We start from the raw sequence: 12,268 nt of genomic DNA on the forward strand, positions 1-12,268 counted from the left end.
GTCAGAGCCAAGAAGGATTACTTCCAGCCAACTTCGTTAAAGATCTTCTGCGCTTCGGGGATGTTCTTTGCAACGTCTGAAAGGTTCACGTCGTCTGCCTTGAATTCACCCAGCGCCTTGACCGACTCGGCCAGTTCGACATTTGGAACTGCCGGGAACTCGTCATTTCCCGCCGAGAAGTATTTCTGCGCCTGATCGCTGGCCAGATATTCAAGGAACAGGATCGCGTTTTCCTTGTTGGGTGCGTGCGCGGCGACCCCACCACCGGATAGATTCATATGCGCGCCATAGCTGTCCTGGTTCGGAAAGACCCAGCCGATCACGTCGCGGTCTGCGGACAAGCCTTTGACGTCTGTGCGAATGGAACGGGCGAAATAGTAGGTGTTCGAAACCGCGATGTCACACTCGCCCGAAACGATGCCGCGCAACTGGTCGGTGTCACCGCCCTGCGGGTCACGCGCCATGTTGGCGACAACACCCTCGGCCCAGGACTTGGCGGCCTCAGTGCCTTCATGTGTGATGATCGATGCCAGCAGGGTCTGGTTGTAGGTGTTGGTCGAAGACCGGATACAGACCATTCCCTTGTATTCCGGTTTTGCCAGATCAGCGTAGGTGGCCGGCGGGTTGGTCACGTTTTCCTTGTCGAAAAAGATGATCCGACCGCGTTGCGAGAAACCAAACCACTGATTGTCGCTGTCCTGCAGATTGGCTGGAATGCGCTCTTCCAGTGTAGCGCTGTCGATTGATTGCAGGACACCTGCATTCTTGGCCCGCGCCAGACGCGACGTGTCCACGGTCAGCATCACGTCGGCAGGTGAGTTCGCGCCTTCCGCTTCCATCCGGGCAATCAGTTCATCCGCTTTGCCTTCGATCCTGTTGATCTTGATGCCGGTTGCGTCTTCAAAGTCGGTATACAGCCGTTCGTCGGTGTCATAGTGGCGCGACGAATAGAGGTTCAGTTCGCCCTCGGCGGCGGCAGAGGTTGCGATCAGAGCCGACAGTGCGGCGGCCAGGCAGGTCGTGGATTTCAGCATTGTGTGCCTCAACAATTGAATTTCGGGTCGGTCATTAATCCGACTGATTTTCTCAATTATACGATTCTGGGCGGGATGCAAGTAAATCCGACTGATTTACTTGGTCAAAAGGTCGCTGTGACGTTCAATATGCGATGCTCTGAAGGCATACGAGGGGGGAAGGTTGGTGGTAACGTGGTCGAGGGACTTGGTCCAAGCGCTTCTAGCGGATATTTTGGCAAGACAGATTGTCCGAGAAAAAGAACATGCCGTCTTATTCACTTAAAGGAAGAACGTGAGATATGCCCGAAACACTGGCTGAAAAATTGGAGAAATCTAACCTTGGCCATTGGATGTCGCGCTTTGAAGGGTTCATGGTTTTTGTTGGCGTGGTTGGTCCTTTTGCCACACTGCCACAGCTCGTGAAGCTGTATTTGACGCATTCGCACCATGCCTCGGGACAATCCTTGTTGTCTTGGTCGCTATATACCGCCTTGTCCCTGCTTTGGTTTGCTTACGGCTTGGTTGTTGGAAAGCTTCCAATCTATGTCGGCAACGGGATTTCGATGGTTCTGAACTTTCTTATGGTCGTTGGCATTCTGATCCATGCAGGGATTACATTTTAGGCGCGGGTGGAACAAAAAAAACCGCACTCGAAGGTGCGGTTTCTTTAAGCAGTGATGTGCCGTTCTTAGCCCTGACGCGCTTTGAACTTGCGCTGCGTCTTGTTGATCACGTAGACGCGGCCTTTGCGACGCACAATCCGGCAGTCGCGGTGCCGGTTCTTGAGCGAGCGGAGCGAGTTCTTGACCTTCATGGTCTGTCTCCAATCTGCGGCGCCTTCATCAAGGACGTGGCCAGCGCCTGGGTTACTCGGGTGCCCCGGACAACCGGAACAGTGAAACGATGGTGGGCGGTACAAGGATCGAACTTGTGACCCCTTCGATGTCAACGAAGTGCTCTACCGCTGAGCTAACCGCCCACTTTCCCTTTGCGTGCCTTGCCCCATAACGAAATGGGGCGCGGATCCCCGCGCCGGTAGCGGGGTCTATAAAAGGAGTCGCAAAAGGGTTCAAGGGGTTTGGAAGAACAATTTTTCCGGTCTATGTTGATTACGAACACGGAGGGATCATGCAAAGCGCAGCCTATGTATTGGATATGCCCGAAAACCGCACCTCGTGCGTGGTTTTTTCATCGCCACACAGCGGGCGGGAGTATCCTGAGGCATTTCTGAACCGGTCCGTGTTGAACCGGAGCGTGATTCGATCCTCAGAAGACGCCTTTGTTGATCAGCTGTTCGCGCCCGCGGCGGAAAACGGTGCCCCTTTGATCAAGGCGGCCATGCCGCGTGCCTATCTGGATTTGAACCGCAGCCTGGATGAGCTTGACCCGGCCTTGATCAGCGGTGCCCGCAGGCACGGGCATAATCCAAGGGTCGCGTCAGGGCTGGGGGTGATTCCCCGCGTAGTTGCCAACGGTCGGGCAATCTATCGCGGCAAACTTACCATGGACGAAGCGCGGCTGCGCATCGACACCTATTGGCGCCCTTATCATGCGCGGTTGAAATCCCTGCTGGCCGAATCACACGAGATGTTCGGACAGGCAATTCTGGTGGACTGCCACTCGATGCCGCACGAGGCGGTGGCCATGGCGGGCACTGCGCGCGGAAGGCGGCCCGAGATCGTGCTGGGCGACCGGTTTGGCGCGTCCGCGTCGTCAGAGGTCGTCGATATCATTGAAGCCGCTTTCGCGGCAGCGGGTCTCAACGTGGCACGCAATGCGCCTTTTGCCGGAGCATATGTGACGCAAACCTATGGTCGTCCCGGTCGCCAGCAGCACGCTGTACAGATCGAGATCGATCGCGCTTTGTACATGGACGAAGAAAAAATCGCGCCCAATGCCAATTTCATGGCGTTCTCGAAGCTGCTCAGGCAGGTGGTTCGCGAGATTTCCAGCCTGGGTGCGAGCCCAGAGCGTCTGGCGGCGGAGTAGCTTCAGCGCAGCGCACGGCCCTTCATGATTGCTTCGGCCCCGAACCGCTGGCGAATCTCGTCCGTGGCCCGTTCGGCCTTGGATCTGCGGGCAGCATCCGGATCCAGCAAGTCGCCGGAAATATCCGCCTGATCAGCCGGGCAAAGGTCGGACAAACCACAGCCCAACAATCGATATGGCCCCTGATCGCCAACTTGATCGAACAGGCCCCGGGCCGTGCGGTAAATCCGGTCGGCAATCTGTGTCGCATCCCGCAAGGCTACGCGCCGCGTCAGGATCTTGTGATTGGCTTTCTTCAGTTTCAACGTGACAACCCGACCAGCCAGATCCTTTGCCTTGGCGCGGTCCGACACTTTCAAGGCCATCCGCCACAAATGACCGTCCAGAATATCAAGGCTCGACGTATCTTCGAAAAATGTCGTCTCGTTGCTGATGGATTTCATCGGCTCATGCGCCGATACGCGTCGCTTGTCCTGACCCCGAGCCAAGTGCCACAGGCGATATCCCATTGAGCCGAACCGCGCGGTCAGCGCTTCCTGATCCCAACGCAGCAAATCACTGAAAGTTCTGATCCCTGCCTTGTCCAGCGCTTCTTGCGCAGCCGGGCCAATGCCCCAGATCAACCGTACGGGTTTGTCATTCAGAAACTCTGCCGTTTCCGCCTTGCCAATCACTGAAAATCCGCGCGGTTTGTCGAGATCCGAAGCGACCTTGGCCAAAAATTTGTTGTGACTTAATCCGATAGAGCCGGTGACACCGATTTCATCCTTCATGCGCTTGACCAGACGCGCCAGCATGACGGCCGGCGGCGCGCCATGCAGACGTTCGGTTCCCGACAGGTCCATGAAGGCTTCGTCCAGCGACAGGGGTTCGACCACGGGTGTCAATTCATCCATCATCGCGCGGATGTCGCGCGACACCTCAGCGTAGACGGACATGCGGGGCTTGATCACGACGGCTTCCGGGCAGAGTTGCAGGGCCTTGAACATGGGCATAGCCGACCGGACGCCGCGAATACGGGCAACGTAGCAGGCAGTTGAAACAACGCCGCGCTTGCCGCCGCCAATGATAACCGGTTTGTCCGCCAGTTCCGGGTTGTCACGTTTTTCAACCGAGGCATAGAAGGCGTCACAATCCATATGGGCAATCGACAAGTCAAACAGTTCCGGGTGTGTCTTTACCCGCGGACTGCCACAGGCAGTACAGCGTTGTTCGTTTGACAATGTGGTCAGGCAATCTCGGCAAAGACCGGGCATCTGCGTCCTCATGCGTTCCGCAGTTGGCTTGGACGTTCTTTATATCACCTGTGATCCTGGATCAAAGGCCCAGCTGACATGGGGTGATTTGGAAAGAAGACCCCCCGCACATCGCGGGGGGAAGTAACGAACCTCAGGAAGAAGCGGTTCGTTGGGGAGTATTTCCCCTTCAGAATCTCTGAAAATCCTTGGTTTCGATAGGATGAAGGTTGTGCCGAGAAAACTCGGGTTTTGAATGTGTGTTTTCTGGCACAGAGACGATTTGGCGCGGTTTTGTCAAAAAGTGACCTAAGGTCAACTTGTTGCGCGGAAAACCCAACGCAAAACCCACCTGAAAAGGCCAAGTGGTCTTAGCACACCTTGAGAGAATTTAGTTCGGAAAGAACGGCCTCAGCAGCGGCTTTTGGGTCTTTTGCCTGATAAATCGGGCGGCCGACAACGATATGATCAGCGCCATCCTGAATAGCGCTTGCAGGGGATGCTACACGTTTCTGGTCACCAAGCGCTGCGCCAGCCGGGCGCACACCAGGGGTTACGATCAGACGCCCTTCAGCCTGTGGCAGAGCCCGGATCAGGGCGGCCTCTTGCGGGCTGGCGATAACGCCATCAGCCCCGGCTTCAAAGGCCTTGGCCGCGCGTTCGACAACCAAATCCTGCACATCACCAGGTTTCAAAAGACTTGCGTCCAGATCGTCGCGGTTCAGCGAGGTCAGGATGGTTACGGCGAGGATCTTCAGGTCTTTACCCGCAGCACCTTCTTTGGCGGCGCGCACCACATGAGGGTCACCATGCACGGTCAGAAAATCCAGATCGAATTGCGCCAATCCCCGCACGGCATTCTCAACTGTATTGCCAATGTCGAACAACTTCATGTCCAGGAAGATGCGCTTGCCGTGATCTTGTTTCAGTTCGTTGGCCAATGCCAGCCCACCACCGGTCAGCATACCCAGCCCGATTTTGTAGAATGAAACGCTATCCCCCAACCGTTCGGCCATGGCCAACCCTTGCAGAGCGTTGGGAACATCAAGGGCTACGATCAGGCGGTCATCAGACATGGGGGGCGCTCCTTTTTGGCAAACGTCTGCGTCCTATCGGCTTCGGGCCGCTCTGTCCATCTGCTAAGCTGCGCAGGCAGCTTCAATTCGTGTTATCGTGCTCTGTATTGAAAACTTGAATTCAAAATAAGGGGCAAAAAATGAAAAATCTGGTTCTGCTGGGCGCGTTGATTGCAGTGGCCGCATGTAATGACACGCCACCCGAAACACCGGAGACCGGGGCTGCACCTGTGCCGACCAATGACGATTTGCGTTTGGTTGGCGGTTACAGGTCCGAGGGTGATTGGTGTCAACTCACTGGTGAAACGGCGTTTACCGGCAATTTCCTGGACCATACGGCAGATCTGGTCTCTTGCCCGACGGGAAGTGCGGCAGCCCAATCTTTGGTAAATGATCTGGGTGCCGTTCAGGTTGCCGAGACCGGTGGTTATTCAGTCTATACCATCCAGCGCGAATAGGTCGATTTCTGTGTTTTAGCCTCTTGAACCACCGAAGATATTTCCCAGATTGAATGTGAGGCTTCGACCGACATGTGCTGCCAGGCGGGCATGTCAAAACGGGGCGCTTGGAAAAGGAGAATATCATGGACTTGAACAAGTTCACCGAGCGGGCACGGGGATTCGTGCAGGCGGCGCAAACCATTGCGCTGCGCGAGGGGCACCAGAGGCTGGAGCCCACTCACATACTCAAAGCATTGATGGATGACGATCAGGGGTTGGCCAGCAACCTGATCACACGCGCGGGTGGGGCCCCGAACCGCGTGGTTGAAGCGCTGGACACCGCGATGGGGAAAATCCCCAAGGTCAGCGGCGACGCGAGCCAGATCTACATGGACGGCCAGACCGCCAAAGTACTGGACGAGGCTGCAAAGTTGGCATCAAAGGCGGGCGACAGTTTCGTGCCGGTCGAACGCGTGTTGATGGCGCTGTGCATGGTGAAGTCCAAGGCCAAGGATGCATTGGACGCCGGAGCCGTATCAGCGCAAAAGCTGAATGAGGCGATCAACGACATTCGCAAGGGTCGCACCGCTGACAGCGCGTCGGCGGAAGAAGGTTATGACGCGCTCAAGAAATACGCACGTGACCTGACCGAGGCTGCGGCCGAAGGCAAAATTGATCCGATCATCGGTCGGGATGAAGAAATCCGCCGCTCGATGCAGGTTCTGTCGCGTCGCACCAAGAACAACCCGGTTCTGATCGGTGAACCCGGCGTCGGTAAGACCGCGATTGCCGAGGGCATGGCCCTGCGCATCGTTAACGGCGATGTGCCGGAATCGCTGAAGGACAAGAAGCTGCTGGCGCTCGACATGGGCGCGTTGATTGCTGGTGCGAAATACCGTGGTGAGTTCGAAGAACGCCTCAAGGCCGTTCTGACCGAAGTGACTGAAGCTGCAGGTGAAATCATCCTGTTCATCGACGAGATGCACACGCTGGTCGGTGCCGGGAAATCGGACGGTGCAATGGATGCGGCCAACCTGATCAAGCCTGCGCTTGCCCGGGGCGAGTTGCATTGTATCGGTGCGACCACGCTGGATGAGTATCGCAAATACGTAGAAAAAGACGCTGCCCTTGCGCGCCGGTTCCAGCCTGTAATGGTACAGGAGCCGACAGTCGAAGATACGATCAGCATCCTGCGCGGCATCAAGGAAAAGTACGAACTGCACCACGGTGTGCGCATCTCGGATTCAGCGCTTGTTTCAGCGGCGACCCTGTCGCACCGCTATATCACTGACCGCTTTCTGCCCGACAAAGCCATCGACCTTGTCGACGAGGCCGCATCGCGTTTGCGGATGGAGGTCGACAGCAAGCCCGAAGAGCTTGATCAACTCGACCGGAACATCCTGCAGATGCAGATCGAGGAAGAGGCGCTGAAGCTTGAAGATGACGCGGCCTCGAAAGATCGTCTGGAAACCTTGCAAAAGGACCTGGCCGATTTGCAGGAACGATCCGCCGAGATGACCGCTCAGTGGCAGGCCGAACGCGATAAACTGGCGGGTGCCCGTGACCTGAAGGAACAGCTCGACAAAGCGCGGGCTGATCTGGAGATCGCCAAGCGTGAAGGCAATCTGGCGAAGGCAGGTGAGCTGTCTTACGGCGTCATCCCCGAACTTGAGAAAAAGCTGACCGAGGCCGAGAACGCCGAAAGCAATGGTATGATGGCCGAGGAAACGGTGCGCCCTGAACAGATTGCTTCCGTCGTGGAGCGCTGGACCGGTATCCCGACCTCGAAAATGCTGGAAGGTGAGCGCGAGAAGCTGCTGCGGATGGAAGACGCTCTGCATTCCCGCGTGATCGGTCAGGATGCAGCGGTGACTGCTGTCGCCAACGCAGTGCGCCGTGCGCGTGCGGGTCTGAATGACGAAGGCCGCCCGCTGGGATCGTTCCTGTTCCTCGGGCCGACCGGCGTGGGAAAGACCGAGCTGACCAAGGCCGTGGCGAATTTCCTGTTCGATGACGACAACGCGATGGTGCGTATCGATATGTCCGAGTTCATGGAGAAACACGCGGTTGCCCGTCTGATCGGGGCTCCTCCGGGCTATGTCGGTTATGACGAAGGCGGTGTGCTGACCGAAGCCGTGCGGCGCAGGCCCTATCAGGTCGTGCTGTTTGACGAGGTTGAAAAGGCACACCCGGACGTGTTCAACGTGCTGTTGCAGGTTCTGGATGACGGTGTGCTGACCGATGGTCAGGGCCGCACCGTGGACTTCAAGCAGACGCTGATCATTCTGACGTCGAACCTAGGCTCTCAGGCGCTCAGCCAATTGCCCGAAGGCGCGGACAGCGGGCAGGCCCGCCGTGACGTGATGGATGCGGTGCGGGCACATTTCCGGCCCGAGTTCCTGAACCGTCTGGACGAAACGATCATCTTTGACCGCCTCAAGCGGGCCGATATGGATGGCATCGTCGATATCCAGATGGCGCGTCTGCAAAAACGCCTGGCGGCCCGCAAAATCGAACTGGCCCTGGACGATGGCGCCAAGGAATGGCTGGCCAATGAAGGCTATGACCCTGTCTTCGGTGCCCGCCCGCTGAAACGCGTGATTCAACGCGCCCTGCAGAACCCGCTTGCCGAAGCGCTGCTGGCCGGTGAGATCAAGGATGGTGAGGTCGTTCCGGTCACTGCCGGAACTGATGGTCTGATCATCGGTGACCGGTTGGGGACGTCGGAACGGCCCCGCCCCGATGATGCAGTGGTGCATTGATTTAGGAACGAACGGAAGACCCGCCGCATTGGCGGGTCTTCTTCGTCTGAATCTACGCTCTTCGACGCGCTAAAATTCCCTGGCTTGTCCGGGACGGTGGGCCTGCGGGAAATGAGTGCTCGCCTTCACATTCGAATCCAGCTTTGTCCAGTAGTCCCAGAATCTCTTCTCTGGCGAATGTGCGATGTCGCCATTGCAGCCAGATAATCGCATTGCACCAATGCGGCTTGGACACCACCAGATACAATCGACCATCAGGGTGCATCAAATCGTGAATCTGCTCAAGTGCGCGCAACGGATCGGGGCAGTGTTCGATGACATGCGCAGCCAGTGCCACATCAGCGGGTTCCAGAACGACAGAGCCTAACATGCCCTGCACAAGTCTTGGCTCGATACCCCGCGCCTGTAACGCGCTTTGACCGTGTTTCAACATGGCTTGACTGGGTTCGAGAAGGGTTACTTCGGCAGATGATCCATGAGTAGCAACCCAGGCTTCTGCAAACGAGGCCGTCCCGGCACCGATATCAACAACCCGACTGTTTTGCTCTGTCGCGCGCTGACTTGCTGACAGAAAACCAAGATACGCATCGTAATAACCAAGGGCACGCATCTTATCCCGCCATTTTGGTGCAGCGGTATCATAGCGCCGTGTGGTGTCAGACTTGGTCTTGCCCATTGGCTTGCTCTCAGTGCCTACCCTCATGGAATGGGCAGATGGAAACTGACCCACTGAAGAAAGCGGGCCAGTTTCGCCGTACGTCAGTTAAGTCAGATCAGCGCAAATATCCGCGCCGGACCTCCGGTGCCGCCCGCGTGTTTCGGCGCGCCAATAACAAGAGTCGCCCCCGATGCGGGTACCTGATCCAGATTGGCCAGGCATTCGATTCCGAACCGGCCAGAAGGCAACCAGGCATAATGGGTGGCGAAGTCTGCAGACATGCCGTGATCTAGTGACAAGGTGTCAACGGCAATTGACCGCGCCCCAGTTTCCTCCATCAGCATCTGCGCAGCTTCAACGTGAAAGCCCGGGTAATGCTGCGCTTCGCCGTCGAAATTGCGGAACGCGTCCGTAGCGGTTTTGCCGGCCCATCCTGAGTGCATGGCGACGCAGGCCCCGTCGGGGATGTCACCGTTGGCGGCTATCCAGGCTCTCAAATCATCCGGGGTGACACGCGTATCGGCGTCTTCTGCTGCGCGGGCTGCAATATCGACCACGCAAAGTGGTGCAACCAGATCTGAGACCGGGATTTCATCGACCGATGCACCATCCGCAGAAAAGTGCAGCGGGGCATCTATATGCGTGCCCGTATGCTCGTTGATCGACAAATTGAACAGATTGAATCCGTGCTCCGCGAAATTGAATGCCTGTTCGGCGGAGATACCCGGCTCTCCGCCCCAGGTCGGGAAATCCGGGCTGAGCGTGTGGGTCATGTCTTGGACACCGCCATGCCCCGCAGCCAGTGCGGCCGGTGCCATAGCCCCGGTTGCGGCAGCCGCAACACCCGATGCTGCCGCGGCTTTGAAGAACCCGCGCCGGGACAGCATCCTGTCTTTTACAGCGTTCATTACACAGATATCACACATTTTTCGTCCTCCCATTGCGGCCACGAGGCTGCAAAAACAGGCCCGCCACACTGTTGATCGCGTATGGTGCCTGTCTGACAGAGTGCAGTTTTGGACCCGCAGTTGTAAAGACTGCAGGCAGACAACCCGGCTGTTGTCCTCCGTTCAGAGCCAGCTCTGAGTGAACCGTATATCCCCAACGAAATGTTCGAGCACTGAGAGTTGGCTCAGGTCGCGACAACCGCTGAAAGCGGGCAGAGCGCGGCACAATCCGCCTGTCTGGGCCTGTCGCCACTCGGAACGTTACAATCACGTCGCTCAAACGTGACGCCTGTTTCCATGGGTCTGTGCTATCAGCACCCTAAGTCTGTTATGACAAACAAATACGACGGAGACCTAGATGGCGCATCGCTGGACCAATACATTGACACATGCCGACGTAACGCCACGGGCGGCGTTCCTGAACCGGCGGCAGGTCATGGTCGGGATGGCGGGTGTTGGTGTGGCGGCAATGGGCCAACCAGCTGCGGCGCAGGATGCGCTGGAGCCGAACACCTGGGATGAGATCACGAGTTACAACAATTATTATGAGTTCGGGACCGGAAAAGATGACCCGGCGAAATATGCGCATACGCTGGTGACCGAACCCTGGAGCGTAAAGATTGACGGTCTGGTTGATCGTCCTGGTGAGTATGATTTCAAGGACATCCTGTCCGAGATGACGATCGAAGAACGCATCTATCGCTTCCGTTGCGTTGAAGCCTGGTCGATGGTCGTACCATGGAACGGGTTCGAACTGGTCGATCTTCTGAACATGGCGGGGGTGAAAGAGGGCGCGAAATACGTGGCGTTCGAAACGGCCCACCGCCCGGATGAGATGCCAGGAACGCGCTATCCCATTCTGGAATGGCCCTATCGCGAGGGTTTGCGCCTGGACGAGGCGATGCATCCGCTGACGATCATGGCCACTGGTATCTATGACAAGCCGATTCCAAATCAGAACGGCGCGCCTTTGCGTCTGGTCGTGCCGTGGAAATACGGGTTCAAATCGATCAAGTCGATTGTTCGGATCACGCTTACTGAAGAAGAGCCGCCCACCAGTTGGAATATGGCCAATTCGCGAGAATACGGGTTTTATAGTAATGTAAACCCGAACGTAGATCATCCGCGCTGGTCGCAAGCCTCCGAACGTGAAATCGGCGGCGGCCTGTTTGCCTCGCGCAAACCGACGCTGATGTTCAACGGTTATGAAGAAGAGGTCGCCAGCCTTTATGAAGGTATGGATCTGGCCAGGAATTACTAGAATCATGCAGGCCATCAATCAGACACTCCGGCGTATTCCGGTATGGGCCGTTTATCTGATGGGCGCGCTGCCCGCGCCCTGGCTGTTCTATCTTGGCCTGACTGGCGGTTTGGGAATCGAACCGATTGAGGCGCTGGAACACCGCTATGGCGAACTGGCTTTACAGTTGCTGATTGCCGGGCTGGCCATCACATCCTTGCGCCGATTTGTGGGCTTGAACCTGATGAAGTTCCGTCGGGCCATTGGGGTGCTGACTTTTGTATATGTCAGCCTGCATCTCCTTGTCTGGCTGGTTCTGGACGTTCAGCTTCCCAGCCAGATTTGGGCGGATATCCTCAAGCGTCCTTATATTACCGTTGGAATGGGGGCGTTTCTTTTGCTGTTGCCTCTGACGGCAACATCCAACAACTGGTCGGTGCGCCGACTGGGGCCGCGTTGGCGCAGGCTGCATTGGCTGGTGTACCCGGCCGCTTTGCTGGGCGGCCTGCATTATGTGATGCTGGCAAAAGGGTTTCAGATCGAGCCGCTGATCTATTTGGCAGCTATCGTCATTCTTCTTGCCCTTAGGTTGCCGATTCCAAGCCTGTCACTCCAGTCCAACACAGCAGATTCTGCCTGACTCGGAAGCGAGTCTGTGAGTAACATTGTAAACAAGGCGATAAAGTGCGGAACCCCATCTGTGTTTCCGACGATTCCGGCGCGCTTCCGCCTGATCGTGAATAGTTAACGCGTTGAAAATAAATAATTATTTTTGAAATCGGCATTTTCTTTTGTTTTCGTGCATTTTCCGCTTGCGGGTTTTGAGAGTAATACTTAGAACCCCCTTCACCGGCGCAACTGAGGTTGGCCTGACGGACTGGAAAGACGGTTGAGACGCACCGGAG

General features: G+C 56.8%; 12 protein-coding genes and 1 tRNA gene. 6 read left to right on the forward strand and 7 right to left on the reverse strand.

The window, feature by feature from the left end; genetic code table 11:
- Positions 1 to 17 precede the first annotated feature (17 nt).
- Positions 18 to 1,034 carry a Fe(3+) ABC transporter substrate-binding protein gene (locus ACR0DS_RS11385; protein WP_480559341.1) on the reverse strand — a complete coding sequence of 339 codons (1,017 nt, stop codon included), beginning with the start codon at positions 1,032 to 1,034 and terminating at the stop codon, positions 18 to 20.
- A gap of 281 nt (positions 1,035 to 1,315) precedes the next feature.
- Here ACR0DS_RS11385 and ACR0DS_RS11390 point away from each other — a divergent pair, with 281 nt between their 5' ends.
- Positions 1,316 to 1,639 carry a SemiSWEET transporter gene (locus tag ACR0DS_RS11390; RefSeq protein ID WP_480474865.1) on the forward strand — a complete coding sequence of 108 codons (324 nt, stop codon included), beginning with the start codon at positions 1,316 to 1,318 and terminating at the stop codon, positions 1,637 to 1,639.
- A 65-nt stretch (positions 1,640 to 1,704) separates the two neighbouring features.
- Here ACR0DS_RS11390 and ykgO read toward each other — a convergent pair whose 3' ends face one another.
- Both ykgO and ACR0DS_RS11400 read right to left on the reverse strand, forming a co-directional pair.
- A complete protein-coding gene (gene ykgO / locus ACR0DS_RS11395; protein WP_008755722.1) occupies positions 1,705 to 1,830 on the reverse strand; it encodes a type B 50S ribosomal protein L36 in 126 nt (41 codons plus the stop codon).
- 90 nt (positions 1,831 to 1,920) lie between these two features.
- Positions 1,921 to 1,995, reverse strand: a tRNA-Val gene (locus ACR0DS_RS11400).
- A gap of 149 nt (positions 1,996 to 2,144) precedes the next feature.
- Between ACR0DS_RS11400 and ACR0DS_RS11405 the strand changes: the two genes are divergently transcribed.
- Positions 2,145 to 3,005 carry an N-formylglutamate amidohydrolase gene (locus ACR0DS_RS11405; RefSeq protein ID WP_267365028.1) on the forward strand — a complete coding sequence of 287 codons (861 nt, stop codon included), beginning with the start codon at positions 2,145 to 2,147 and terminating at the stop codon, positions 3,003 to 3,005.
- Between the two features lie 2 nt (positions 3,006 to 3,007).
- Here the strand turns inward: ACR0DS_RS11405 and ACR0DS_RS11410 are convergent, their stop codons facing one another.
- Positions 3,008 to 4,261 carry a DNA polymerase IV gene (locus ACR0DS_RS11410; protein ID WP_480483956.1) on the reverse strand — a complete coding sequence of 418 codons (1,254 nt, stop codon included), beginning with the start codon at positions 4,259 to 4,261 and terminating at the stop codon, positions 3,008 to 3,010.
- 350 nt (positions 4,262 to 4,611) lie between these two features.
- On the reverse strand, positions 4,612 to 5,316 hold the full coding sequence (pyrF, locus tag ACR0DS_RS11415) for an orotidine-5'-phosphate decarboxylase (RefSeq protein WP_480507259.1): 705 nt from the start codon (positions 5,314 to 5,316) through the stop codon (positions 4,612 to 4,614).
- A gap of 140 nt (positions 5,317 to 5,456) precedes the next feature.
- On the opposite strand from pyrF, the gene ACR0DS_RS11420 reads away from it, so the two are divergent.
- A complete protein-coding gene (locus ACR0DS_RS11420; RefSeq protein ID WP_480559339.1) occupies positions 5,457 to 5,774 on the forward strand; it encodes a hypothetical protein in 318 nt (105 codons plus the stop codon).
- Between the two features lie 125 nt (positions 5,775 to 5,899).
- Positions 5,900 to 8,518: an ATP-dependent chaperone ClpB gene (clpB, locus tag ACR0DS_RS11425; RefSeq protein ID WP_480559337.1), complete on the forward strand. Its 2,619-nt coding sequence runs from the start codon at positions 5,900 to 5,902 to the stop codon at positions 8,516 to 8,518.
- A gap of 52 nt (positions 8,519 to 8,570) precedes the next feature.
- Here the strand turns inward: clpB and ACR0DS_RS11430 are convergent, their stop codons facing one another.
- Both ACR0DS_RS11430 and ACR0DS_RS11435 read right to left on the reverse strand, forming a co-directional pair.
- Positions 8,571 to 9,194: a class I SAM-dependent methyltransferase gene (locus ACR0DS_RS11430; protein ID WP_480483959.1), complete on the reverse strand. Its 624-nt coding sequence runs from the start codon at positions 9,192 to 9,194 to the stop codon at positions 8,571 to 8,573.
- A 92-nt stretch (positions 9,195 to 9,286) separates the two neighbouring features.
- On the reverse strand, positions 9,287 to 10,102 hold the full coding sequence (locus tag ACR0DS_RS11435; protein WP_480559335.1) for a cyclase family protein: 816 nt from the start codon (positions 10,100 to 10,102) through the stop codon (positions 9,287 to 9,289).
- A 379-nt stretch (positions 10,103 to 10,481) separates the two neighbouring features.
- Here ACR0DS_RS11435 and msrP point away from each other — a divergent pair, with 379 nt between their 5' ends.
- Entirely contained in the window at positions 10,482 to 11,384 is a 903-nt protein-coding gene (gene msrP, locus ACR0DS_RS11440; protein WP_480507268.1) for a protein-methionine-sulfoxide reductase catalytic subunit MsrP, read from the forward strand.
- 4 nt (positions 11,385 to 11,388) lie between these two features.
- Positions 11,389 to 12,003, forward strand: coding sequence for a protein-methionine-sulfoxide reductase heme-binding subunit MsrQ (gene msrQ, locus ACR0DS_RS11445; RefSeq protein ID WP_480488067.1), 615 nt, complete (start codon positions 11,389 to 11,391; stop codon positions 12,001 to 12,003).
- Positions 12,004 to 12,268: the final 265 nt, after the last annotated feature.

Source organism: Ruegeria sp. AF5 (assembly GCF_056541905.1).

Coding starts and splice junctions, on each gene's coding strand:
- ACR0DS_RS11385 (WP_480559341.1), bottom strand. CDS start 1,034: ATGCTGAAATCCACGACCTGCCTGGCCGCCGCACTGTCGGCTCTGATC.
- ACR0DS_RS11390 (WP_480474865.1), top strand. CDS start 1,316: ATGCCCGAAACACTGGCTGAAAAATTGGAGAAATCTAACCTTGGCCAT.
- ykgO (WP_008755722.1), bottom strand. CDS start 1,830: ATGAAGGTCAAGAACTCGCTCCGCTCGCTCAAGAACCGGCACCGCGAC.
- ACR0DS_RS11405 (WP_267365028.1), top strand. CDS start 2,145: ATGCAAAGCGCAGCCTATGTATTGGATATGCCCGAAAACCGCACCTCG.
- ACR0DS_RS11410 (WP_480483956.1), bottom strand. CDS start 4,261: ATGCCCGGTCTTTGCCGAGATTGCCTGACCACATTGTCAAACGAACAA.
- pyrF (WP_480507259.1), bottom strand. CDS start 5,316: ATGTCTGATGACCGCCTGATCGTAGCCCTTGATGTTCCCAACGCTCTG.
- ACR0DS_RS11420 (WP_480559339.1), top strand. CDS start 5,457: ATGAAAAATCTGGTTCTGCTGGGCGCGTTGATTGCAGTGGCCGCATGT.
- clpB (WP_480559337.1), top strand. CDS start 5,900: ATGGACTTGAACAAGTTCACCGAGCGGGCACGGGGATTCGTGCAGGCG.
- ACR0DS_RS11430 (WP_480483959.1), bottom strand. CDS start 9,194: ATGGGCAAGACCAAGTCTGACACCACACGGCGCTATGATACCGCTGCA.
- ACR0DS_RS11435 (WP_480559335.1), bottom strand. CDS start 10,102: ATGTGTGATATCTGTGTAATGAACGCTGTAAAAGACAGGATGCTGTCC.
- msrP (WP_480507268.1), top strand. CDS start 10,482: ATGGCGCATCGCTGGACCAATACATTGACACATGCCGACGTAACGCCA.
- msrQ (WP_480488067.1), top strand. CDS start 11,389: ATGCAGGCCATCAATCAGACACTCCGGCGTATTCCGGTATGGGCCGTT.